Source organism: Desulfomicrobium macestii (assembly GCF_014873765.1).
Classification (GTDB): Bacteria; Desulfobacterota; Desulfovibrionia; order Desulfovibrionales; family Desulfomicrobiaceae; genus Desulfomicrobium; species Desulfomicrobium macestii.
In genome coordinates this window covers 89,747-113,816 of record NZ_JADBGG010000005.1, presented here as the reverse complement: position 1 = coordinate 113,816, position 24,070 = coordinate 89,747, and the positions used below count along the sequence as shown (strand labels likewise).

Annotated in this window: 22 protein-coding genes; 2 read left to right on the top strand and 20 right to left on the bottom strand. The window is 60.2% G+C overall.

Annotation, left to right across the window (positions count from 1 at the left end; all coding sequences use genetic code 11):
• Positions 1-7: 7 nt before the first annotated feature.
• From ahbC to fusA, 18 genes are all read right to left on the bottom strand, one after another.
• On the bottom strand, positions 8-1,201 hold the full coding sequence (gene ahbC, locus H4684_RS05015) for a 12,18-didecarboxysiroheme deacetylase (RefSeq protein ID WP_192623034.1): 1,194 nt from the start codon (positions 1,199-1,201) through the stop codon (positions 8-10).
• A gap of 144 nt (positions 1,202-1,345) precedes the next feature.
• Positions 1,346-1,519: a hypothetical protein gene (locus H4684_RS05010; RefSeq protein ID WP_192623033.1), complete on the bottom strand. Its 174-nt coding sequence runs from the start codon at positions 1,517-1,519 to the stop codon at positions 1,346-1,348.
• Positions 1,519-2,454, bottom strand: coding sequence for a zinc-ribbon domain-containing protein (locus tag H4684_RS05005; protein ID WP_192623032.1), 936 nt, complete (start codon positions 2,452-2,454; stop codon positions 1,519-1,521). Before H4684_RS05005 ends, H4684_RS05010 begins: the two co-directional genes overlap by 1 nt.
• Before the next feature lie 51 nt (positions 2,455-2,505).
• A complete protein-coding gene (gene asnB / locus H4684_RS05000; protein WP_192623031.1) occupies positions 2,506-4,389 on the bottom strand; it encodes an asparagine synthase (glutamine-hydrolyzing) in 1,884 nt (627 codons plus the stop codon).
• A gap of 84 nt (positions 4,390-4,473) precedes the next feature.
• On the bottom strand, positions 4,474-4,884 hold the full coding sequence (fliS, locus tag H4684_RS04995) for a flagellar export chaperone FliS (RefSeq protein ID WP_092190362.1): 411 nt from the start codon (positions 4,882-4,884) through the stop codon (positions 4,474-4,476).
• Between the two features lie 18 nt (positions 4,885-4,902).
• Positions 4,903-6,957, bottom strand: a complete 2,055-nt coding sequence (fliD, locus tag H4684_RS04990) for a flagellar filament capping protein FliD (protein ID WP_092190364.1) — start codon at positions 6,955-6,957, stop codon at positions 4,903-4,905.
• A 138-nt stretch (positions 6,958-7,095) separates the two neighbouring features.
• On the bottom strand, positions 7,096-8,049 hold the full coding sequence (locus H4684_RS04985) for a flagellin N-terminal helical domain-containing protein (RefSeq protein WP_092190366.1): 954 nt from the start codon (positions 8,047-8,049) through the stop codon (positions 7,096-7,098).
• A gap of 147 nt (positions 8,050-8,196) precedes the next feature.
• Positions 8,197-8,943 (bottom strand): tRNA (adenosine(37)-N6)-threonylcarbamoyltransferase complex dimerization subunit type 1 TsaB, encoded by a 747-nt coding sequence (gene tsaB / locus H4684_RS04980; RefSeq protein ID WP_192623030.1) that lies wholly within the window; start codon positions 8,941-8,943, stop codon positions 8,197-8,199.
• Positions 8,918-9,985 carry an RIP metalloprotease RseP gene (rseP, locus tag H4684_RS04975; protein ID WP_092190370.1) on the bottom strand — a complete coding sequence of 356 codons (1,068 nt, stop codon included), beginning with the start codon at positions 9,983-9,985 and terminating at the stop codon, positions 8,918-8,920. Before rseP ends, tsaB begins: the two co-directional genes overlap by 26 nt.
• Positions 9,979-11,190, bottom strand: coding sequence for a 1-deoxy-D-xylulose-5-phosphate reductoisomerase (dxr, locus tag H4684_RS04970; protein ID WP_192623029.1), 1,212 nt, complete (start codon positions 11,188-11,190; stop codon positions 9,979-9,981). The genes rseP and dxr overlap by 7 nt, the downstream gene beginning before the upstream one ends.
• 11 nt (positions 11,191-11,201) lie before the next feature.
• Entirely contained in the window at positions 11,202-11,996 is a 795-nt protein-coding gene (locus H4684_RS04965; RefSeq protein ID WP_092190374.1) for a phosphatidate cytidylyltransferase, read from the bottom strand.
• Entirely contained in the window at positions 11,993-12,694 is a 702-nt protein-coding gene (gene uppS / locus H4684_RS04960; RefSeq protein ID WP_192623028.1) for a polyprenyl diphosphate synthase, read from the bottom strand. The genes H4684_RS04965 and uppS overlap by 4 nt, the downstream gene beginning before the upstream one ends.
• Before the next feature lie 9 nt (positions 12,695-12,703).
• Positions 12,704-13,258, bottom strand: coding sequence for a ribosome recycling factor (gene frr, locus H4684_RS04955; RefSeq protein ID WP_092190378.1), 555 nt, complete (start codon positions 13,256-13,258; stop codon positions 12,704-12,706).
• 1 nt (position 13,259) lies between these two features.
• Complete coding sequence (pyrH, locus tag H4684_RS04950) at positions 13,260-13,979, bottom strand: UMP kinase (protein ID WP_092190880.1); 720 nt, start codon at positions 13,977-13,979, stop codon at positions 13,260-13,262.
• 176 nt (positions 13,980-14,155) lie between these two features.
• The gene (gene tsf, locus H4684_RS04945) at positions 14,156-14,959 is read right to left on the bottom strand and encodes a translation elongation factor Ts (protein WP_092190380.1); all 804 of its coding nucleotides are present in this window, start codon (positions 14,957-14,959) and stop codon (positions 14,156-14,158) included.
• Between the two features lie 4 nt (positions 14,960-14,963).
• On the bottom strand, positions 14,964-15,749 hold the full coding sequence (rpsB, locus tag H4684_RS04940; RefSeq protein ID WP_092190382.1) for a 30S ribosomal protein S2: 786 nt from the start codon (positions 15,747-15,749) through the stop codon (positions 14,964-14,966).
• 126 nt (positions 15,750-15,875) lie between these two features.
• The gene (locus H4684_RS04935; RefSeq protein WP_192623027.1) at positions 15,876-17,528 is read right to left on the bottom strand and encodes a ribonuclease J; all 1,653 of its coding nucleotides are present in this window, start codon (positions 17,526-17,528) and stop codon (positions 15,876-15,878) included.
• 133 nt (positions 17,529-17,661) lie between these two features.
• Positions 17,662-19,722 carry an elongation factor G gene (gene fusA / locus H4684_RS04930; protein WP_192623026.1) on the bottom strand — a complete coding sequence of 687 codons (2,061 nt, stop codon included), beginning with the start codon at positions 19,720-19,722 and terminating at the stop codon, positions 17,662-17,664.
• A 268-nt stretch (positions 19,723-19,990) separates the two neighbouring features.
• On the opposite strand from fusA, the gene H4684_RS04925 reads away from it, so the two are divergent.
• Both H4684_RS04925 and H4684_RS04920 read left to right on the top strand, forming a co-directional pair.
• Positions 19,991-20,968, top strand: a complete 978-nt coding sequence (locus H4684_RS04925; protein WP_192623025.1) for a hypothetical protein — start codon at positions 19,991-19,993, stop codon at positions 20,966-20,968.
• Positions 20,965-22,059, top strand: coding sequence for an SPL family radical SAM protein (locus tag H4684_RS04920; protein ID WP_192623024.1), 1,095 nt, complete (start codon positions 20,965-20,967; stop codon positions 22,057-22,059). Before H4684_RS04925 ends, H4684_RS04920 begins: the two co-directional genes overlap by 4 nt.
• A 359-nt stretch (positions 22,060-22,418) precedes the next feature.
• Here the strand turns inward: H4684_RS04920 and H4684_RS04915 are convergent, their stop codons facing one another.
• Positions 22,419-22,964 (bottom strand): hypothetical protein, encoded by a 546-nt coding sequence (locus H4684_RS04915; RefSeq protein WP_092190392.1) that lies wholly within the window; start codon positions 22,962-22,964, stop codon positions 22,419-22,421.
• 90 nt (positions 22,965-23,054) lie between these two features.
• A complete protein-coding gene (locus H4684_RS04910; RefSeq protein WP_092190394.1) occupies positions 23,055-24,062 on the bottom strand; it encodes a LuxR C-terminal-related transcriptional regulator in 1,008 nt (335 codons plus the stop codon).
• Positions 24,063-24,070: the final 8 nt, after the last annotated feature.

The following is a 24,070-nucleotide window of genomic DNA, read 5'->3' as shown; positions in this document are numbered from 1 at the left end:
CGTTCTCCTAGAGCTTTTCGCCGCTGATTTCCTCGTCGGTCAGATAACAGGCCGGATCGTGAGCCCAGAAGTCGTCGTAAAAGGCTTCGGCGCGGGCCCGGAAGTTGCCGCCGCAGATGTTCAGGAAACGGCAGGTGGCGCAACGGCCCTTCACATGCGGGCGCTTGTCCTTGAGCTTGTGCAGAAGTTCGATCTTTTCGTCGACCCAGATCTCGGAGAAGGGGCGCTCCAAGACGTTGCCGAAGGTGTGGTGACGCATGAACTGGTCCGCGTGCACGGCGCCGTCCCAGGAGATGCAGCCGATGCCGCGTCCCGAGGAGTTGCCTTCGTTCATCTTCAAAAGTTCCATGACCTCGGCGGCGCGGGCCGGATCTTCCTTGAGCAGGCGATAGTAGACGTAGGGGCCGTCGGCGTGGTTGTCCACGGTCAACACTTCCTTGGGCTTGCCCTTGTCATGCAGGGCGCGGGTGCGGTCCATGATCAGGTCGACCACGGCGCGGGTCTCGGCGTGATCCAGATCTTCCTTGATCAGTTCGGAACCGCGGCCCGAATAGACCAGATGATAAAAACAGATACGCGGCACTTCCAGGGATTCGACCAGATCGAAGAGGTGCGGAATCTCGGCGGCGTTGCGCTTGTTGATGGTGAACCTGAGTCCCACCTTGAGCCCTTCGGCCTGACAGTTTTCCATGCCCTTGAGCGCCAGTTTGTAGGCGCCGGTCACGCCGCGAAACTGGTCGTGCACGGTCTCGGCGCCGTCAAGGGAGATGCCGACGTAGGACAGTCCGACTTCCTTGAGTTCGCGGGCCTTGGCCTTGGTGATGAGCGTCCCGTTGGTGGAGATGACCGCGCGCATGCCCGTGGAGGTGGCGTATTTGGCCAGGTCCACCAGATCTTCGCGTACCAGAGGTTCGCCGCCGGAAAAGAGGATGACCGGCGCGCCGAACTTGGCCAGGTCGTCGATCATGGCCTTGGCCTGATCCGTGGAGATGGGGTCCTTGTGATTGCTCGGTTCCACGGCGTGGGCGTAGCAGTGCACGCATTTGAGATTGCAGCGCTGGGTCATGTTCCAGACCACAACGGGCTTCTTGTCCTTGGCGAACTGCAGCAGGTGAGAGGGGAGTTGGGCGGAATCGCGTCCGTAGCGAAGTGCATCGGAAGGTTCCACCGTGCCGCAGTATAATTTTGAAATACCGATCATGGTTGCCTCATGTGAACGCTGGGGTTCGTCGGGGTGATGTGCGATCCCGGCCGCGCCGGAAGGTGCGGCCGGGTCCGTAAAAAACGAGAAAGCCGAAGGCTTGTCCTAATGGTTGCCATTGTCAAGTCAAGGGGTGAAAAACGCCTACTGCAGGGTGTGGGTGGGAGGCTCGGCGTTTAAAAGCGATGCCGTGTGGTCCTTGGAATCCCCGGCGATGGGCTCGCGTCTTGCCGCCGGATTGTCCGCGCCGCCGCGGGGCTTGCGGGGATCCTTCGGCTTGTTCAGGGCCGTGCGCCACCAGGCTTTGAAGTTGCGCATCAGATCCCTCCGGTCAACAGCGTCAGGACGATGGCGACGGTTATGGCCAGCAGCATGGGCAGGATCAGGACGGCCAGCACCTGTTTGTTCGTGGCGCCGTGCACATGGCGCAGTCCCAGAAACTTGTACACGACCACGCCGATCATGGCCAAGGGCAGGCCGATGTACGGGACGATCATGAGCAGCATGGGCGCCGCGCTGTAGGTCTCGGCTCTGAAGGTGCCCTCGAAGCCTTTGGTGTCCGCCTTGAAGAGCCGCAGAAAGAAGTGGTTCATGGCGGTGTCGAGAAACAGGAAGACGCAGACTTCAATCGGGTACAGGATGAGCGAGAGAGCCGCCTGCAACGTGTTGTCCAGATTCTCGGTCAGCGCGTTCGGGGGGATGATGCCCAAGAGTTGCCAGACGGATTGGGACAGGGCCACGGCCTGGACGATGATCAGGAAGAAAAGCAGCGGTTTGACCATCCCGTATCCCACGGGCATGGCCGAGAAAAAGCCCTTGGGATTGGCCAGCACCTCAAGGAAGGTCTGGGCGAAGGCGCGCGGATAGCCGGATTCGGCCCTCTCCCACAGCGGCAGGGACGGTTCCGGCTGGTGCTCGGTGTGGGGATCTTCGTCCTCGTCCTCTTTGAGCGCGGCCAGTTCGTTCCAAAGGTCTTCGTCATGCGGCGGCGCGGGCGATTCGACGGGCCCGGAAGGTGTCTGCTCCGGTTGCACCGGGCCTTGGGCCTCTTCCTGCGTGTCCCGGTTTTCAGGGGCGAACGCTGGTGCCGGAGGCGGAGAATCGGTTGTTGGTTCGATATGTTCGAGCGGAGCTATTTCACGGAATTTGAAGCGATTCCGGCACTTGGGACAAGTGGCCATGACCGCTTTCGGAGGCAGCTTCTCTTCGTTGACAGTGCGTCCGAATCCGCACTTGGGACAGATGATGTTCATGGTAAATGCGTTCTCCTCTTGCGAGAAGGCTGATACCTGCTCTTGTCTCGATTAGCAACCGCGCGGGGATTTGGCGGACACGAAGAGGTCGTCGAAGAGATGCACGAAGAGGGCGACAATGATCACGCCGCTGTAGTCCATGAGGCTGTCCGCATCGAACTCGCGTAGCATGTGGTCCGTGAATTCGGGCCTGAAATAGCCCTTGTCGCGCACGGTGGAGGCAGAGAGAACGTCGCCGATCATGTCTCTGAACATGCGCACGAACCACTTGCTCGGAGGCGCCAGAGGCTGCTTGCGGCGCTGGCTGATGGCGGGGGGCAGGAAGGTGCGGAAACTCTTTTTGAGTAGGTACTTTTCATTGAGGCCGCGCATCTTGAGATGACTGGGCAGGGAGAAGACGTACTCCACCAGCCGGTGATCCATGAACGGCGAGCGCAGTTCGACGGAGTTGGCCATGCTCATGGTGTCGGCCAGAGCCAGGGTCAGGTTCGGCAGGCGCATCTTGGTCTCCAGGTACAGGGCCTGGTCCATGAGGGACCTGTCACCCGGAACGGTGGGCAGTTCTTCGTCGCGCTCTTGGATCACGGGCAGCAGGCGGTTCACGAAGGCGTCGCTCATGAGCTGTCCCTTGAACTGGAAGGCCTGGAATCTGTAGGGCAGAGCCGGATGCGCGGCCGGATAACCTTTGAGTGCGGCATACTGCATCCAGGCCTGCTGCTGTGACGTGATGCCGGGAAAGACCCGGCGCAGCAGGTTCGCGCGGCCGACGCTTTCGTTCCTGCCGATGAAGTCCATGAGCTTCAAGAGTTTGAAATAGTCGTATCCGCCCAGGATTTCGTCTGCCCCGTCTCCGGACAGGACTACCTTGAAACCCATATCCCTTATTTGTTTGGACAAAAGATAGAGCGGCAGATTCAGGAGGGTGACCATCGGGCTCTCCAGATGCCAGACCAGTTTTTCGATTTCCTTCTCGGCGATGGTGCAGAGAAATTCGTGATGGCTGGTTCCGAACGAGCTTGAGGCCATGCGCGCGAAATGGCGCTCGTCATAGCCCGCGTCCTCGAAGGCGATGGAGAGGGTGTGCACGGGGGCGTTCGAGAGGTGCGCATAAAGGCCGGTCACACTGCTGGAGTCGATGCCTCCGCTGAGGTACGAGGCAACGGGCACGTCGGCCACGAGGCGATCGCGCACGGCTTCAACCAGATGATGGCGCAGACCCTCGGCGGCTTCGTCCTCGGAGATTTTGGCCACGGGACGGTCCATGGGGATGTCCCAGTAGGGGGCGGTCCGGTGTCCGTTGCCGTCGGCCAGCAGGGCGTGGGCGGGCGGAACCTGGCTGATTCCCTGCAGAAACGTATCCGGAGCCAGGTTGAATCCATAGTCCAGCAGTCGGTCCATGGCCAAGGGGTTCATGGCGCGCTGCACGCCAGGAAAGTGCAGGATGGCCTTGATCTCGGAGGCGAAGATCAGGGTTCCGTTGGGCAGGATCGTGTAAAAAAGCGGCTTCTTGCCCATGCGGTCCCGGGCCAGGAACAGCGTTTGCGTCCGAGGGGTCCAAACCGCGAAGGCGAACATGCCGACCAGGCGGCGCAGGCATTTGTCGCCCCACTGCAGGTAGGCCGCGAGCAGGACTTCAGAGTCCGAGTGGGTGCGGAAAACATGGCCAAGGCTGGCAAGTTCGGCCCGAAGCGGCTGGTAATTGTAGATTTCGCCGTTGAAAACCAGGACCGCCCCGGACGGTTCATGGACCACGGGCTGGTTGCCCCCTGCCAGATCTATGACGGAAAGCCGTCTGTAGGCCAGGGCACAGCAGCGGTCCTGGAACAGGCCCTGATGGTCCGGCCCGCGATGGGCCAGGGCTTGGGCCATGGACGAAAGAACGTTATCTTGCGGAGAGATTCCGCTCGGATTGAAAAAACCGGCTATGCCGCACATGTCGCTTTTCCTGTTGAAGTGTGATCTGGGAAAGCGTTTGCAGAATGCGTGCCTTACATGCCGGCCAGGACTGGGCGCCCCGGCCTATCTGGCGTAATAGGCGGCCGCCCTGGGAGGTGCCTGGTGAGCCGGATTCTTGGAGATTTCCGAAAAGGCGGATCTGAAAGAGGACAGGATCCCGATTACTTCGTCCACCATGTCTATATCCATCTTGAGGTTGGCCTGCAGCAGGCGGGTGCTGCAGTACATGTAGAGCTTGTGCAGGTTCCGGGCGATTTCCCCGCCCTTGTCCGCGTTCAGGGAGCCGTCGAGTTCGGCTATGATATCGAGAGCCTGGGAAATGAGGATGCCCTTCTTGGCAAAGTTTTTCGCCTCTATCTCTCCCTTGGCCTGCTCCAGGAAGGTGATGGCACCGTCGTAAAGCAAGACCACGAGATGGCCGGGGGTTGTGGTGGTGACCTGGGTCTGCATGTAGGCGTTGGCGGCTTTGTGCACTGTGCGAACTCCTTTCTATCACTTGCCGGACAAACTGCTGATTTGCGAGCTGATCTGGGTGGAAATGTTGTTGTACGTACCAAGGACGGCTTCAAGCTTGGCAAAGCGCAGGCGCAGGTTCTTTTCCAGAAGAGTCAGACGGCGCTCCTCATAGGCGATCTTGTCGTCGATGGAATCCATGATGTCCTGGTAGTTGTCCTTGAGGACTTCAAGGGTTCCGGTCGTTGAATCTGTCAACCTTTTGAGTTCGTCAATCAGCTCCTGGGTCTTGCCGGACTTGATCTGGACCGTGCCGGAATAGGAACCGGCCGTCAGGTTGATGACTTCGATGGAAAGGCCTCGTGCCGCATTTCCATCCCCCTGGGCCACGATCTTGGTGCCGTCGATGCTGGCCGGGTATCCATTGATGCTCGCGGCGCTGATGTTGCCGCCGGCATCCACGCTGTAGCTGACGGAATACTCCCCGGCTTGGGTTACGCCCTTGATGGACGAGTCGAAATTGAAATTCGAGGATTCCACTGCGACGCCGTTCACCATTTCCTTGGTTGCCGGGTAATGGTCCGCGCTGAAGAGGCGGGCCACGGCGTCGGGGTCGGTGCTTAGCGCCGCGGAAAAGGCACCGGGGTCGAAAATGAGCATGCCGAAAGTCGGGGAGCCCTGGCTGGTGTCCGTGGTGATGCCCACGCTGCCCAGGGAAACGATGGGGTCCATGTCGTAGTCGAACCCGACTCCTTTTTCCGCCAGGATATTCTTGAGCTTCTGCTGGATCATCTGCATGCCGTAGTTGCCGGTCAAAAGGGACCCGGAAACATTTTCACCGACGGTCGTGACCTGCGTTTGGTCTTTTATTTCCTTTAGCACCGAATTCACGGCCTCGACAAAGGTCTGCACCTTCTCGGTAACCGCTTCCGGATCGAGGCTGGTGGTGATGGTCGTGCTGCCGATGCTGGCCAGATTCAGGGTCACGCCGGAGATGATGTCCGAAATGGAGTTTGAGTTACGCTCGAAGTAGCCGTCGGTGGCTCCCTGGATCTGTGTGAAGGCTGCCGGTTGAAGTTCGCCGACCGTGGTCCCGGGGGAATTGATGATGGAAATCTGTTTGTCCGATCCCGCCGCTCCGGTCAGGGTCAGCTCGACATTGCCGGACACGTCCGTGGCCGTGGCCATGGTGGAGCCCACCGCAGTGTTGATTTTTCCGGCCAGCGAAGCGTAGGTGTCCGCGGCCGCGACATCGACGGAATACAGCGTTCCGCCGTAGGCGAACTTGAAGGTTCCGTCGGCGGTGGTGATTGTGTCCGTCGTGGTCTTGCCGGTAAAGGTGGCCTTCAGTATTTCCGCAGTGGCTGTGGGGGCAAGAGGAAAGCCATCGACCCGGAGTTTTGCGTTGGCGGCATTCTGGGTTTCAATGAACTGACTTTGGCTGAAATTTGTGAGCAGATTGGCCGAGGTCGAGTTTGCATCGACAATGAAGTCATTGCCGGCGCCAAGATCCATGCCTCGAATCTGCAGCCTGTAACCGCTGCCGTCGTTGACCACGCTGGCTCGTACGTAGTTGCGATTATCCGCGTCGGAGTTGATGAGACTGGCGAACTGACTCAGGGTCGTGGTGCTGGTTACGTTCACGGAGACCTGCCGGGAGCCGGCCGTGAAGACGAATGTCCCGTCCGCGCCGCCGCTGATGACGTCATCCGGAGAGGAAAAAATTACCGCCCCCATGTGCATGTCGTTGGTCGCCAGGGACAACACATCCACCTGGTGGGTACTTTCTTCCGCGTTGCTGCCCGCCTTTGCGGTCAAGGCGGTGGTGTTGGAAGAGATGGCGTTCTTGATCAGGAACTCGTCCGTGGTGTTCATGGTATCCAGCGACGCCTTGAGGGAAAGCATGTTGGAAGAGAGCGAATCAAAGGCTTCACTCTTGGCTTCCCATCCCGACCGCCAGTACTCGAGCCGCTTGGTTCGGGTCTGTTCGACTTCGATGAGCTTGGTCACCATGGAGTCGAAGTCCGTCCCGGACCCGAGGCCCGTGAAGCGGATGGCTCCGGAAATAAGCGAACTGGTCAGGTCATCAGCCATGTCATTCCTCTGGTGCGTTGGGTTGGACGAGTCTATTCACACTTCGAGCAATCCTGGTGCCAGAATCAACATTATCGAGTTAAAAAGGCCGGGCCGCTTCCGCGACCCGGCCGGGAAAGAGGTTTTACGAAGCTGTCATTATCCCTGCAAGAGCTGCATGGCCATATTCGGCAGGCTGTTGGCCTGGGAAAGCATGGCCACTGCGGACTGGGTCAGGATCTGGTTGCGCACGAAGTTGGTCATTTCCGTGGCGACGTCGGCATCGGAGATCTGAGACTCGGCTGCCTGCAGGTTCTCTGCCTGGATCTGCAGGTTGGTGATGGTGTTCTCAAGACGGTTCTGCAAGGCGCCGAGGTTGGCTCGGATGTTGTCCTTGGAGGTGATGGCCGAGTTGAGGGCCTCCAGGGCTTCCTGGGCGCCCTGCTGGGTGGAGATGCTGTAGCCTCCAGATGCCGCGTTGCCGGTTCCGTTGGCCCTGGCGGCGTCTGAAGCGTTGCCTACGCCCAAGGCTGAGGCGGTGGAGTTGCCGATGGAGATGTAGTAGTAATCTTCCGCGGAGTCGTTGCCCGTGCCAAAGTGAACCTTCAGGGGGCCGGTTGAGGCCAATCCGCTGCCCGAGTGCTCCTTGCTCCAATTCGCAACGGCCGCGTTTGTGCTGGATGCGGAGAGGTTGCCGTTCAGCAGGTAAATTCCGTTGAAGTCCGTGGCGTTGGCGATTCGGGTGATTTCCGAGGCCATGGCCTGGTACTCCGAGTCGATGATCAGACGCTGGTCCGAAGCGTAGGTGCCGGTGGCCGCCTGGGTGGCCAGTTCCTTCATGCGGATCAGCTTTTCGTCGATGACGCCAAGGGCGCCGTCGGCGGTCTGGATCATGGAGATGGCGTCATTGGCGTTTCTGACACCCTGGTTCAGGGATGCGATATCCGCACGCATGAGCTCGCGAATGGCGAGGCCCGCCGCGTCGTCGGCGGCCGAAGTGATGCGCAGGCCCGAAGACAGGCGGCTGACGGATGTCGACAGGTTGCCGTACGCGGATGCCAGGTTGCGGTTCGCGTTCATGGCCATCAGGTTGTGGTTGATAATGAGTGACATAAAAAATTCCTCCTTGAAAGATTAGCGGCGTCCTTGCCTTTGAATCGAGCAGTTTGCGGGCCTTGCTCATTGTTCTTGATGAGTAAATCGGCCGGACGGAGAATTTCTTTAGAGGAATTTTGTCCAACATCGCATGTCGGACAAAGATTATTCGAAATCGGGGATGTGCTTGCGGGCCTCGGTGGTCGGAATGCCGCGCGAAATGGCGATGGATTCCAGGTTGTCCTCGGCGTCGGACTTGCGAAGATACAGCGGCTGGGGGGGCTGGCTTGAATACTCCGCCGCGCATGCAGCGGCCAGCAGAGAGGACGGCAGGGGCGTATCGAGAAATTGAGGCAGGACCGTGGCCTTCGGCAAGGCCAACAGTTCGGGATTTTTGCGCAGTCCGCTGCCGAGCAGAAAGATGCCCGCCGGACGTGACTGCAGCAGTTCGTGAGCCTTGGGAACCGGCAGCGGCCGGACAGGAGCCAGAGGCATGCCGGCCTTAAAGCCCTGAATGTAGACCTGACCCTTGCGGGCGTAAGTCAGGACCCAAAGTTCTGTGTCGCGCACGAATGGTTCGGCCTGGGCGGCCAGGATTTGCGGATATTGCAGGCCGGCCATGGGGATGGCGTGCGGACGGGACAGCCCGTGCATGGCCGCGTGGGCTATGCGCAGGCCCGTGAACGATCCCGGCCCGCGCACACAGGCGATGCCGGAAAGCCCGCCCGCGCCCATGGCCTGCACCCCGAGGGCGCGCGCGATGGCCGTGGGCAGGTGGCGGATGGATTGCCCGGGACAGAGGATCTCTTCGCTGAACATGACCTCGGGGGGGCTGCCAAGGACAACCTGAATGCGTTCCTCGGCGCAGTTCAGCGCGAGATAGCGGCTACTTGAAGTGTCGGAGGATATCATTGAATGTGGCCAGGATCATGAGCATGAGCAGCAGCATCATGCCGATCTTCAGGGCAACTTGCTGAACTCGCGGGCTCAGGGGTTTGCCGGTGACGGTTTCCAGGAAGAAGAAGAGGATGTGCCCGCCGTCCAGCACCGGGATGGGCAGCAGGTTCAGGATCCCAAGGTTGATGCTGATCAGCGCGGTCAGGGCCAGCAGATTGACAATGCCGTTTTGCGCTTCCTTGTGGATCATCTCGGTGATGAGGATGACTCCGCCCATGTCCGACATGGGGATGACTCGCTCGATGAGTTTGACGATGCCCATGACCATCAGCCCGCTGACTTCCCGGATTTGACGGGCGCCCTGAACCGCGGCGTCAAAAAATCCAAGCTCGCGACTCAGGATTTCGCCCTTGGGGGCGATGCCGAGCATGGGCATGGTCTTGATTTCGCCGAACAAATTGCGCTTTTCCTGCAATCGCGGAGTGACGTGCACGGAAAAGAGCTCGCTGCCCCGTTGCACGGTCAGGAACATCGAATCGCCTTCATTGGTCTCAATGCGATCGACCAGGTCTTCCCAGACCTCGATCCGCACGCCATCGATTTCGATGATCTGATCTCCGGGGACGATGCCGGCTTCTTCGGCCGCGCTTGAGTTGGTCACCTGGCCGATGACGGGTAACAGCTCCTGCACGCCCTGGCTGTAGGCCAAGCCCCAGAAAATGAACCAGGCCAGGATGAAGTTGAATACGGGCCCGGCCAGCACGACCAGCATGCGTTGCCAGGGCGGTCTGCGCGAAAATGATTCCTCCGGGCCAAATCCCTCGGGAAGTTCGGCGTCGACAGATTCACCCACGAGCTGCACGTATCCGCCCAGGGGAAAGGCGCAGACCCGGTAGTCCGTCTTGCCCCGGGTGAAGCCGAAAAGCCGCGTCCCGAATCCCAGGGAAAAGACGCTGACCCCCATGCCGAGGCCGCGAGCGACCACGAAGTGACCCAGTTCATGAAAGAAGATCAGTCCGCCCAGGACCACCACCACAGCCAGAATACTGGTTACCATTCGCCTTTTCCTATGGCCTCTTCGGACCGAGTTCGTGTTTGCGCATCAAGGTCCAAAATGTCCCCCAGATCATGCATCAAGGTCAAGGAATGTTTGCCCAGCATCATCTCGATGAGCCGGGCAATGCCCGGAAAAGAGATGCGCCCGTCAAGAAATGCCTGAACCGCGATTTCATTGGCGGCATTGAGCACCACGGGGTGGCTGGGGCCGGCGGAAAGCGCCTCGCGCGCCAGATTCAGACAGGGAAAGCGCAGCGGATCGGGGGCCTCGAAAGTCAGGGTGCCGATCCGGGCCAGATCGAGGCGCTCAAGGCCGATGTGCAGTCTTTTGGGATAGCCGAGGCAGTACCCGATGGGGATCTCCATGTCCGGCATGCCCAGATGGGCCAGCTGCGAGCCGTCTTCGTACTCGACCAGGGAGTGGACGATGGATTGGGGATGGACCACCACGTCCACCTCGTCCAGGGACGCGCCGTAAAGATGCACGGCCTCGATGATCTCAAGGCCCTTGTTCATCATGGTCGCGGAGTCGATGGAAATTTTTGCGCCCATGGACCAGTTCGGGTGCCTTAGGGCCTGGGCAGGAGTTACGGCCTGGATTTCCTGCAGGCTTCTTGTGCGAAACGGTCCGCCTGACGCGGTCAGGATTAGGCGACAGGCTTGTCTGCCTTCATGGCCTGCGAAAGCCTGGAACAGGGCGTTGTGCTCCGAGTCCACAGGAAGAATGGCGGCTCCGCTGGTCCGGCAGGCACTGCGGAAAAGGTCTCCGGCCAGAACGAGGGCCTCCTTGTTGGCCAGGCACAGCACCTTGCCGGCCTCGGCAGCGGCCAGGGCCGGGACCAACCCGGCAGCGCCGACCTGGGCGGCCAGGATGAGGTCGGCCTCGGGCAGGGTGGCCATGGCCGTGTACCCTTCCTGTCCAACGAGAATGCGCGGGTTGTACCCAGCAGGGAGCAGGACGGAGAGTTCGTCTGCTTTTTCCTCGTTCAGGACTCCCAGGTATTTCGGACGGAAGATCTCGGCCTGCCTGGCCAGCAGCTCCATGTTCCGTGCTCCGGCCAGGGCCACGACATTGAGGTCGTCGCGATTCTTGGCCACGACCTTGAGCGCGCTGGTGCCGATGGACCCGGTGCTGCCCAGAATGGCGAGGCTGCGCTGGCCGGGGCGGTCGAAAACCGGGGAAGAGAGGCCGGAAATGTACTTCATGGCTTTTTGTCTCAGGCGAAAAAGGAGAACAAGGCGGTCAGCCCGCAGTACAGGGGAAGGGTGAAGAGCAGACTGTCGATGCGATCCAGAATGCCGCCGTGTCCGGGCAGAATCTTGCCGGAGTCTTTAACTCCGCGCCAGCGTTTCAGGGCGGATTCGAAAAAGTCGCCGATCTGCGCGGCAATATTCAGGGCCACGCCAAGCAGGGCGAAGCTCGTCCAGTGCGCGCTGCCGAAGAAAAGGCCCATGGCGGTGCAGACCAGAACGCTCGCGCAGAGGCCCCCGAGGCTGCCGGCCCAGGTTTTTTTCGGACTGACCGAAGGCCAGATCTTGGGACCGCCGATGAAGCTCCCGGCATAGTAGGCCCCGGTGTCGGCGGCAAAGGTGGTCAGCAGCACAAGTCCGATTTCCGGAGCGGAAATGGTCCGGAAGAGACGCAGGATAAAGGGCAGATACAGAAGGCCGAAGAGCAGTGTCTGGCTGTCCTTAAAAGCGTCGGGAGATTTTAGCCTGTCGTGGGCGATCAGAAATGAGACGGCCACGCCCAGCATGGCCATGCAGACCAGGGCCCCGCCGCTCCAAGACAGAGGCGCCCAGATCATGCCCAGTGCGAAGAAGAGGCCAAGGGCTTTGAAAGCAAGCTTTTCACGTCCCGGCCAGAACATGGCGTAGAACTCCATGAGACCGAGGCCCGCCACTGCCGTGACGCCGATGCTCAGGACCGGGTCGCCGCTCAAGATGGCCCAGCCCAGCAGGGGCAGCAGCAGCAGGGAAGTCAGGACGCGTTTGAAATGCGGACTTGTCATGCGGACTCCTCACCCGTGGTCCCGAAGCGGCGCTGACGGGACGCGTAGTCCTCCAGGGCGGCGTGCAGTTCGCCGACATGAAAATCCGGCCAGGGCACGGCGGAGAAATAGAGTTCGCTGTAGGCGCTCTGAAAGAGCAGATAGTTGCTGAGTCGCAGTTCGCCGCTGGTGCGCAGGATCAGGTCCGGGTCGGGCATGCCCGAGGTGTAGAGTTCGCCCGCGAACATCTCCTCGGTCAGTTCCGACGGTTTGACCTGCTTCTTCAGTAGAGCCTGGCAGGCACGCAGAATTTCAAGCCGCCCCGAATAGTTGAGGGCCAGGTTCAGGTTCATGGCCGAGCAGGAGGCGGTTTTTTCCACGGCGTGGCGTAGCACCTGCCTGGTGGGCAGGGGCAGTTCGTCCAGATCGCCGAGCACGTTCAGTCGGATGGACTGTTCCAGCAGGGAAGGAAGCTCCTCGGTCAAAAAATCCTTGAGCAGGTTGAAGAGGAAACCGACCTCCTGTTTGGGCCTGGACCAGTTCTCCTTGGAGAAGGTGTAGAGCGTCAGGTAAGGAATGCCGAGCTTTCGGCATTCCTTGACGATTTCGCGGGCGGTTTCAGTGCCGGCCTTGTGGCCGGCGCTGCGGTCAAGACCCCTGGCGCGGGCCCAGCGGCCGTTGCCGTCCATGATGATGGCGAGATGATTGAGCGGTGGCATGGACTGGATCTAGATCTCCATGATTTCCTTTTCTTTCTCGGTAAAGACCGCGTCAGCCTTCTTCACGAAGTTGTCCGTGGTCTTCTGGACTTCGTCCTGGGCCTTGTGCAGATCGTCTTCGCTGATTTCCTTGGCGGTGTGCATTTTCTTCAGGGCGTCGTTGACGTCCCGGCGCACGTTGCGGATGGCGACCTTGGCATCTTCGGTATACTTCTTGGCCATCTTGACCAGGTCCTTGCGGCGTTCTTCGGTCAGAACCGGGATGTTGATGCGAATGGCGCGGCCGTCGTTGATGGGCGTGAGTCCCAGGTCCGACTTCATGATGGCCTTCTCGATGCTGTTGAAGGCGCTGCGATCCCACGGGGAAATGGAAATGGTGCGGCTGTCCGGGATGGATACGGAGGCAACCTGATTGAGCGGGGTCGGGGTACCGTAGTAATCGACCCGGATGCTGTCCACCAGCGCCGTGGAGGCCCGGCCGGTGCGCAGCTTGGAGAAATCCTTTTCCAGACTGTCGATGCTTTTCTGCATCCTGTTGGTGCAATCCTGTGTGTGCTTTTCCATGTCATTCTCCTTGAACAATTGTTCCGACTTCCTCGCCTCTGACCACCCGCTGGATATTGCCGGGTACAAAGAGGTTGAAGACCCCGATGGGGAGTTTGTTGTCCATGCAAAGGGATATGGCCGCGGAATCCATGACCTTGAGACGACGCTGCAGGACGTCCAGGTAGGTCAGTTTGTTGAACATGACGGCGTCGGAATGCTTTTCGGGGTCCTTGTCGTAGACGCCGTTGACCCTGGTGGCCTTCAAGATGGCCTCGCATTTGAGTTCCATGGCCCTGAGCGCCGCCGCCGTGTCCGTTGTGAAATAGGGAATACCCGTTCCGGCGGCGCAGATGACCACGCGGCCTTTTTCGAGATGACGGATGGCGCGGCGCCGGATGTAGGGCTCGGCAACTTCCTTCATGTCGATGGCGGTCATGACGCGGGTCGTGATGCCCAGTTTTTCCAGGGCGTCCTGAACCGCCAGGGCATTCATGACCGTGGCCAGCATGCCCATGTAGTCGGCCGAGGCACGGTCCATGCCCTTGGAGGAGACGGAAATTCCACGAAAAATGTTGCCGCCGCCGATGACCATGCTGAGCTGCACGCCCATGGAGGCCGCCTCGGCAAGCTCTCGGCAGATGGATTGGATGGTCTGGGGTTCGATGCCGAAGCCCTGCTCTCCGGCCAGGGCCTCTCCGCTCAGCTTGAGCATGACTCTGCCGTATCGGAGTTTCTCCATTGTATAGGTACCTCTTGGGTAAGCGGTGAACGAAAAGGAGGCCGGGATGACCAAGCCTCCTTCTCGGATGATCGTATATCCATTTCGCGCATCCGCTGCAACAGCAGGCGTGAAGCGGGACAGATGCGGGTTTCGACGATCTGAGGGCCAAAAAAAAGGGCCTTGCGGCCCTTTGCTTATGCGCCGATGGCGAACCGGAAGAACCGGACAATGTCGGCGTTTTTACCAAGAAGGTCCTTGATGGTCTTCTTGTCGTCCTTGATGAAGAGCTGCTCGCGCAGACATACTTCCTGATAGAACTTGCGGATGCGTCCCTCGACGATCTTCTCGGCGATCTGGGCCGGCTTGCCTTCTTCCTTGGCCTGGTTCAGGTAGATTTCCTTCTCCTGGGCCAGGGTTTCGGCCGGGATCTGATCCGGGCCGACGCAAAGGGGATTGGCGGCCGCGATCTGCATGGCCACATCCTTGGCCAGCTCGGGAGTGGCCTGACCGGACAGTTCGACCAGGACGCCAAGCTTCTTGGTGGAATGGACGTAGGTGCCGATGGCTCCGTCGCCGGTGAAGGACACGTAGGCCAGGCGGCCGACCTGCATGTTCTCGCCGATCTTGCCGATGAGGCCGGTCAGATCGGAGGCTTCGGCAGGCAGCGCTTCCAGGTCGTCGGTCTTCTTTTCCAGGGCGAGATTGGCCAGGCCTTCAGCCAGGGCAATGAATTCCTCGTTCTTGGACACGAAATCGGTCTCGCACTTGAGTTCGCTCATGGCGGCGGATTTGCCGTCAGCGGCGACGACAACGGTCACCAGGCCCTCGGAAGTGGCGCGGCCGGCTTTCTTGGCGGCCTTGGACAGCCCCTTTTCGCGCAGCCATGCAATGGCCTTTTCTTCGTCGCCATCACATTCGGCCAGTGCCTTTTTGCAATCCATCATGCCCACGCCGGTGCGTTCGCGCAGGTCCTTAACCATCGCTGCGGTAATGCTCATCGTATTATACCTCTTCGTCTGTATCTACGGATTCTGGCTCTGCGGAACCGGCCGGAAGCTCAACTTCGGGAACCTTGGTGGTCTTGGGCTCTTCCACTGCGTCCTTGGTGCTGGCGGCGCCTTCCATGCAGGCATCGGCCATTGCGCCGGCAAAAAGCTTGATGGCGCGGATGGCGTCGTCGTTGCCGGGGATGATATAGTCAATCAGGTCGGGATCGCAGTTGGTATCGACCACGGCCACGATCGGGATGCCGAGTTTGCGACATTCCTTGACGGCGATCTCTTCGCGATGCGGATCGATGATGAAGGCGGCCGCCGGCGGCTCTTCCATGTCCTTGATGCCGCCCAGGGTCAGGTTCAGCTTGGTGACCTCGCGTTCCATGCGCACGACTTCCTTTTTCAGGAAGCGGCTCACGGAGCCGTCTTCGAACATGGTTTCGAGCTTTTTCAGGCGGGTGATGCTGGTGCGGATGGTCTGGTAGTTGGTCAGCGTGCCGCCGAGCCAGCGGTTGGTGACGTGGTACATGCCGCAGCGCTCGGCTTCGGTCTTGATCACGTCCTGGGCCTGGCGCTTGGTGCCGACAAAAATGATCTTGCCGCCGCGTGCAACGGTGTCCGCGATGAAATCGTGGGCCTTGCGGTACAGCTTTACGGTCTGCTGCAGGTCGATGATGTGAATGCCCTTGCGCGCGCCGAAAATGAAGGGGCGCATCTTGGGGTTCCAGCGGCGGGTCTGGTGGCCGAAGTGAACTCCGGTTTCCAGCATCTGTTTCATACTGACATAAGGCATGGTAATCTCCTTGGTTTTATTCCTCCGTCCGCAGGAGCCCGAATGGGCCAAACCAAAAATGCGGACGTGTGGAGTGTTTGGGAACTGAAGTCGGTACGCGAGAGCTTTATGCTTGGCAAGAAAAAATTACACCCGGGCGATGAGGGGAATGACAATGGGGTCGCGCTCCAGGACCTTGCGGAAAAAGCGGCGCAGGGAGGACCTGATCTTCTCTTCCAGCTTGTAGGCCTCGCAGCCGGGGTTGCCTTCCATGACATCAAGTATGATGCACTTGGCGTCTTCGAGGATGTGGGAGAAATGCTGCTCGAATATGAAGCCCTTGGACTGGATGCTGGGGCCGAAGACGATGGTCCCGAATTCGTCCTGCACCAGGAGCACGATGACAAGGCCTTCCCCGCCCAGGATCTGGCGTTCCTTGAGCACGCTCTGGCCCACGTCGCCCACGCCTTTGCCGTCGACGAGGATGGACTCGGCGAAGACCGCTTCCTCCAGGCGGATGCCCGAGGACGAAAGGGTCACGGGCTGACCGTTCTCCAGGATCAGCGCCCGTTCCGGCGCGATGCCGCGCGAAACGGCCAGCTCGGCGTGCTTGAAGAGGTGGCGGTATTCGCCGTGCACCGGCACGAAGAACTTGGGCCGGACCGTGTCGAGCATGATCTTGAGTTCTTCCTGATGGGCGTGCCCCGAGGCGTGGATGGCCTGCACCTTCTCGTAGAGGACGCTCGCCCCGTGCCGGTAGAGGTCGTTGATGACGCGGGTGATGGCCCTGGTGTTGCCCGGGATGAAGCGCGAGGACATGACCACGGTGTCGCCCTTGTGGATGTTGATCTGCCGGTGCTCGCTCCGGGCCACGCGGCTCAGGGCCGAGAGGGGTTCGCCCTGGGAGCCGGTCAGCAGGATCACGATCCGGCTGTCGTCCAGATAGGCCAGTTCTTCCATGTCGCACGAGTTTTCGCGGTTGAAGCGCAGGTGCCCGAGATCCTTGGCGACCTCGATGTTGGTGACCAGGCTGCGCCCCGTGAAGGCCACCTTGCGGCCATGCTTGGCGGCGAGATCGAAAATTTCCTGCATGCGCTGGATGTGCGTGGCGAACAGGGTCACCAGGATGCGGCCCTTGGCATCGGCAAAGACCTCGTCCAGGGAGTCCTGGATTTCCTGTTCGGTCAGGGAGAAGCCTTCCCGCTCCACGTTGGTCGAGTCGGACAGCAGAAGCAGCACGCCGTCGTCCGAGAATTTCCTGAAGGCATCAAGATCGGTGGCGTGCGCGCCCTGGGGATTGCGGTCGATCTTGAAATCCCCGGTGTGCACGATGCGTCCGGCCGGAGTTTCGATGCCAAGGCCAAAGCCCTCGATGATGCTGTGGCAGACCGGCATGAAGGTCACGGCGAACTCGCCCAGATCGACCCGCTCCCGCGCGCGCACCGGGTGCAGCTTCACGTGGGAGTCGAGATTGCGCTCCTGCAGGCGTTTCAGGGCCAGGCGCAGGGTGAACTCCGAACCGTAGAGGGGAACCTCCTGCAGATAGGGAACAAGCCAGGCCAGCGCTCCGATATGGTCTTCATGCCCGTGGGTCAGAATGATGCCCTTCAATTTGTGCTTGCGGCTGACGATGAAGTCCATGCGGGGGATGACCACATCTACTCCATAGAGTATGACATCCGGAAACATGAGCCCGCAGTCCACCAGGATCATGCTCTGCTCGGTCTCCAGGGCCATGCAGTTCTTGCCGATTTCTCCCAGCCCGCCAAGAGGGGTCAGGGTCACGTGCGATTCGGGCATTAAGGGGCTCCGGTATGTTGAGGTGTGATGTGATGCTTGCGCATCCTGACGGAAACTAAGGGAAGTGGAGCCCAAGGACAAGACCAAAAAAAAGGCCGCGGTGAAGCGGCCCTTTTTTGTGCGGAAGACGGAATTAATCTTCTTCCTTCTTGCTGTCGGCGATGACCTGTTCGGCCACGTTGGGTGGGCACTCCTCGTAATGGGCGAATTCCATGGTGAAGGTGCCCTGGCCGCCGGTCATGGAGCGCAGGTCCGGGGCGTATTTCATCATTTCCGCCATGGGTACGTGAGCCTTGACTTCGGTCACGCCGCCGATGGAATCGGAGCCAAGAACCCGGCCGCGCCTGCTGGAGAGGTCGCCGATGACGTCGCCCATGAACTCGTCGGGGATGAAGACTGCCGTGAGCATGATGGGTTCGAGCAGGATCGGGTTGCACATCTCGACGGCTTTCTTGAAGGCCAGGGAACCCGCGATCTTGAACGCCATTTCCGAGGAATCCACGTTGTGGTAGGAGCCGTCGTAAACAGCCACCTTGAAATCGACCATGGGATAACCGGCCAGAAATCCCCGCGCCGCCGCTTCCTGGACGCCCTTGTCCACCGCCGGGATGTAGTTGCGCGGGATGGAGCCGCCGACGATCTCGTCCAGGAACTCGTAGCCCGCGCTGCGGGCGTTGGGCTCCATGCGGATCCAGCAGTCGCCGAACTGGCCGCGTCCGCCGGACTGCTTTTTGTGTCGGCCCTGGACCTGGGCCTTGCCCTTGATGGTTTCGCGGTAGGGGATCTTGGGGGTCTTCAGGAGGATGTTTGTCTTGTAGCGCCGTCTGACCTTTTCCACGGCCAGTTCGATGTGTAGCTGCCCCATGCCGGTGAGCAGCATGTCGCCGGTTTCATCGTTGCGGACCAGATGCAGGTTGATGTCTTCGTCCAGCAGCTTCTGAACCGCCGCGAAAACCTTGTCTTCCTCGCCTTTTTCCTCGGCGGCCAGGGCATAGGAAATGATGGATGGGCTCAAGGCCGGCTTGGGCAGGATGAAGGGGGCCTTTTCCGCGCACAGGGTGTCGCCGGTGGCCGTGTTCTTGAGCTTGGCCACGGCCACGATGGCTCCGGGTCCGACCTCCTGCTTGCACGGCGTCTGCTTTTTGCCTTCCAGAAACAGGATCTGGCCGATCTTTTCCTTTTCGTCCTTGGTTGCGTTGAGGACGCTGGCGTCGGGGGAGAGCACGCCGGAGAGCACGCGCAGCACGGAGAGTTGTCCGGCGAAGGGGTCGGCGATGGTCTTGAAGACAAAGGCGGCAAACGGGGCGTCAGGGCTCGACGGGCGTTCGTTGCCCTCGGCGTCGAGCCAGGGCTCGTGCTCAAGCGGCGAGGTCATGAGATTCTGGATGGTGTCCAGGAGCGTGACCGCGCCCTTGTTCTGCATGGCGGCACCCACGCAGACCGGGACCAGCATGCGTGCGGCGATGCCTGCGCGCAGGCCGGTGGCCACCTCTTCGTCCGTGAGCGAACCTTCCTCCAGGTATTTCTCCATCAGCTCTTCGCTGCTCTCGGCGATGTTCTCGATGGCGATTTCACGCGTCATGGTGACTTCGTCGGCCAGGTCTTCGGGCATGTCGATGGGAGTCAGGCCGCCATTCTCATCGAAGGCGTAGGCCTTGTCGGCCAGGACATCGACCAGTCCCCGAAAGTCGGCTTCGCTGCCGATGGGTAGAAAAAGGAGGACGGGCTTCATGCCCAGGACGTCGATCAGACCTTGATAGGCCATCTGGAAATTCGCGCGTTCACGATCCATCTTGTTGATGAATACCATGGCAGGCAGCGAGGCCTTGACGGCTTCGGACCAGATCTTCTTGGTCAGCGGCTTGACCCCGTCGATGGCGTCGATGACCAGGATCACGTTGTCCGCGCCCTGCAGGAGATAGGGGAGATCGCCTATGAAATTGTTGTCGCCGGGCGTGTCGATAAGGAAATTCAGGTTCTTTTTCCAGGGGAGCTGTGCAAAGCCGGGTTGAATACTGCCCCTGCGCTTGATTTCTTCGGGTTCGTAGTCGAGGACCGTCGAGCCCTCGTCGATCTTGCCCAACCTGGTGATGGAACCGGCGGCGAACAGCAGCATTTCGGCCACTGAAGTCTTTCCGGTTCCTCCATGCCCTATCAGGGCGAAAGTCCTCTGTTTTTGAAGTTGATCCTGCATACAGCCCCCTTATGCAAAGTATTACGCAACCATATGGCTACAGGGTATAAGATCGTTCCTGCCTTTCGGGATGAAGGACGGGAATTCGCTTGCAAAAGAGAAGAAATTGGATGAAAGTCCCACGCTCTATAACCTCTGGGTGCTTGTAACCCGTCTGCGATCCTGAACTTTTTCAAGAAATACCCCTATAGGGAGGGGGCTTGGAAGTTGTCAAGGGCAATGGGATTTTAAGCACTGCGTAATTCTTCAAAATCGTTGAGAGAAAATCATGAATACGGTCGACTCACTGCCCCTGGATCCTGCATGCGCCACGCTTCTGCGCTGCCGCGCCGAGGATATGGATGCCGATGGGGCCTGGCTTTTCTGGTCCAATCCGCCATCCCCGGCCCTCTGCCGCAGCCTGAAGGACCATGGGCAGCTTGTGCCAGTGCTGGTCGATGGCAAAGGCGCGCGGCCCGTGCTCGTTGCGGGCGCGGCCCGGGTGGCCGCCCTGGCGGAGCTTGGCCGTGAAATTCTGTGCATGGATCTGGGGCCCCTGAGCGCCGAGGACAGAGGGCTGGCCTATGTACAGTCCAACGCCGGAGCGGAGTTGACAGACGGGCAGCTCGTCCGTGCCCTGCGCTATTTCAACGCCCTGCCGGACGTGAACATGGAGCGGGTTCTGGAGGCGCTCGGCCTTGAGGCTCGCTCCAAGCGGCTGCGTCTGGTCCGTTCCTGGCTGACGCTGCCTGCGCGCTGGGATGCGCTTCTGGTCGCGGGGGCCGTCCCCCTGGCCTGCTCGGACTTGCTGGAAGCCTTTGCCGCCGCTGACCTCGAAGCCCTTGAGGCGCTCTTTGCAACGCTCTCCTGGTCGCGCGGGAACGCGGTCAACGTGCTGACCTGGATTCGCGAAATCCGCGCCCGTGATGGCGTTTCCGTGGCGCAGGTGCTGGAGGGCGCGGGCTTGACGGAGATTCTGGCGGCCGGGCTCTCACCCAAGGACGCCATGACCCGTATCCTCCACGAAATCCGCCTGCGGCGCTACCCGGTGTTGTCGGACATGGAGCGCGATTTTATCGACACCGTCCGCCGGGTTTCGGCCGGAACGCGCTGGAGGATTGTGCAGCCGGACGTGTTCGAGAGCAACGCGGTGGAACTGAGCGTGCGCCTGACGAGCCCGGACGGGCTGCGCGCCGTCAGCGCCGAACTTGCTCGCATCGCGGCCCGTGAAGATCTGGACGGCCTTTTTCCGCTGGGTGGCAAATGAAGACGCTGCCCACCTATCTGCAGGGCATCAGCCGGGTGGTTGTCGATGCGGCCGTGGCCGATTCCCCCGTGGCGCAGCGCGTGCGCGAGAAGCTGCCCCACCTGACGGCGGAAGTGCTGGCCGAGGGCGAAGCCCTTTCCTCCGGGCTGGCGCGCGAAGACATTCTTTATCTGAAGCGGTACCGGGGGCGTTTTTTGCGTCATTGTCCCGGCACCAGTCATTATCGCTGTTGCGGGTACCAGATCGTGCACATCGGCGAGAATTGTCCGCTGCGTTGCTCGTATTGCATCCTGCAGGCCTATTTTCAGGATCGCGTGCTCAAGGTCTGGGCCAACCAGGACGATCTGTGGCGCGAGCTTGACCAGGCCTTCAGCGCAAATCCGGATCGCCGTTATCGGGTCGGCACCGGGGAGTTTACCGATTCACTGGTCCTTGAAGCCCTGACCGGCTACAGCCGGGACCTGATCGAATTCCTGGGGAGCTATCCGCAAGTCTGCCTTGAACTCAAATCCAAGGTCGTGGACCTGTCCTGGATGGACGTGGTGCGCGATCCGTCCCGGGTTCTGCCGGCCTGGTCCATGAACGCGCCGGCCATCGCCGACCATGAGGAACAGGGCGAGTGCGCGAGCCTGGAAGAGCGCCTTGCCGCGGCGAGGACCTGCGCCAGGGAAGGTTTTCGGGTCTGCCTGCATTTTGACCCCATGATCCATTTTCCCGGCTGGCAGGAAGGCTATGCCCGCACCGTCGAGATGATCTTCGACCATCTGCGTCCCGAAGAGATCGCCTATGTAAGCATGGGCTCCTTTCGGCACATGCCGGACCTCAAGCGCTGCATCATCGAGAATTTCCCCGGGTCAGGCTACATTCACGGAGAGTTCATAACCGGCATCGACGGCAAACAGCGCCTGCTGCGTCCCTTGCGGGTCGAGCAGTTCCGTTTTCTGGCCGACGCGCTGCGCCGGGGCGGGCTCGATCGGCAGCTGTATCTGTGCATGGAGTCGGACGAGGTTTGGCAGGCCGTATTTGGTCGGACACCGGCGGATCTGGGGGGGCTTTACCGGCATCTGATGGCGCAGGCTTTTGGCGAATAGAGGAGAGGAAGGGGGCGTCAGGCTGGGGGGCTTTTTGAGTGGCGGAACGCGGCCCGGTGTCGCCATGGCCTTGAGGCCCGCCGGAACTCCTTCGCGGGCCTCGTAGAGTTGAATCGTTGCGTGCGGAGCGAAAAATTTTGAGCAGTACGCCCGGCAACGATTCAACAAACGATGCCGGGCTCAGTCAGACAGCCGACGCGCCTCAAGACCATGGCGACACCGGGCCTTGAGGCGCTGAGGGAAGGTTTTTTTTGGTGAAGAGGGAGAAGAGTGAGGTGTGGTCCGGGGTGGTGGCTTTTTTGCTTGGCGGAACGCGGCCCTGTGTCGCCATGGGCTTGAGGGCCGCCGGAACTAAAAAATCATTCCGCCTTGGGTTGTGGCTTCATGATGCCGCCCAGATCCAGATTCATGTTCTTTATGCAGCTGTCCTTAAGATGGCAGCGTTCGCATCCGTAGCGGTGGGGATAGGGGGTGATGGTCGCGTATTTGCGGTCCAGGGCCCCTGAATCCTGAAGGTTCAGGCCGATCTTCTCAAGCGTCCGGCACAGGGGCTTGGTCGGTTCGGGAACCGGCGCGCACTGCTTTTCTCCCAGCTCTGGCATCAGCGCCTTCAAGGTCCCCATGATCATGGTCTGGGCGATGGCCTCGTGCTTGAATCCCTCGGAAGGGGACTGCTTCCAGATTTCGTCAACCTGATCCTCCACCGCGCTCTCAAGAAAAACAACCACATGCTCCTTGCGGTCGCCGAGTTTGTAGACCTTGAGCATGGGCAGCCATTTTTCCCAAACGTCGAGCACGGCGATCATGTCGCGCGGGCCGAGTTCGTCGATCTGGGACAGAAAAAGAAACGTGGGAAAATCGAACTCCGGCTGCACCGGCAGTTGCGTGATGGATAAAGTCTTCATGGGTACTCGAACCTGTGGTCTAGGGTGTCTGGGAAGCCGGACGTCGGGGCCTTGGCGTGGATTGGTCCTTGATATACTTGCGCGTGAAACTCAAGGATTTTCTCTTGCTCCAAGGTGTCTGGCCGCCCACAGCGAGGCCTGGAGCCGGTTGGGCACGTCGATTTTCTTGTAGATGTTGTAGATGTGCGATTTGACGGTGTTGAGGCTCAGGAAAAGCTTCTGCGCGATATCCTTATTGGTGGCGCCGGCGGCGAGCATGAGTAGAATTTCCTGTTCACGCTGGCTCAGTTCCGCCTGTCCGTCTTCCGGGGCGATCAATTCGGCGGGGCGGTTCTGCTTGCCGAGCAGAAACGCGGACATGGCCTCGCGAGAGAACCAGAGCTCGTTTTCGAGCATGGCGCTCACGCCTTTGACCATGAGCCTGAACGGGGAATTGCGGTAAAAAATGCCGCGAATGCCGGAATTGATGGCTTCAAGTTCGAGGGAGCGGTCTTCGGGGACATTGAAGAGGGCCACGGACGTGGACATGAACGGTGAGTCCTCGCCGTTTGCCTCCTGCAGAAGTTCCTCCATGGACATGCCGGTGCAGTCCAGCAGGGTCAGATCGGGCCGCGCGGTTTCAAGAATCTTGGGCAGCGATGGGGAGTGGCTGCAGCTTACGCCGGTCTCCTGGCTGAGTCTGGCTGCCAAGAGGTCGTTCAGGAGCGGATCGTCTCCGACGATCCCGAGCATGGCCGGTCCTGCCTGGCCGGGTTTTTTACCCGTGTTGACGCGGATGGAAGTGACTTTGGTTGGATCGAAGGCGATGGCCATGCCGCTTTTTTCCGTGCGCACCACGGTGCCCTCGACCCGGAATCTGGCTTGCGGGTGGCCTGCTTTCATTCCGCCGAAATCAAGGGAGATGTTGAGCGTCACTGCCGTGCCGGCGGGATATGTCTGTCCGGTTTCGAAAAAGACCCCGCCAGCGGAAATGTTTGTCGTCGCCAGCTCCTGGTCCGAATAATCATGCATGATCGAGCTCACTTTCGAGGGGATGCTCATGGAAAAACGTTCAATTCCGCGTCGATTATCCTTTTTGGACGCCGTACTGTTGTTCATGTTTCCTC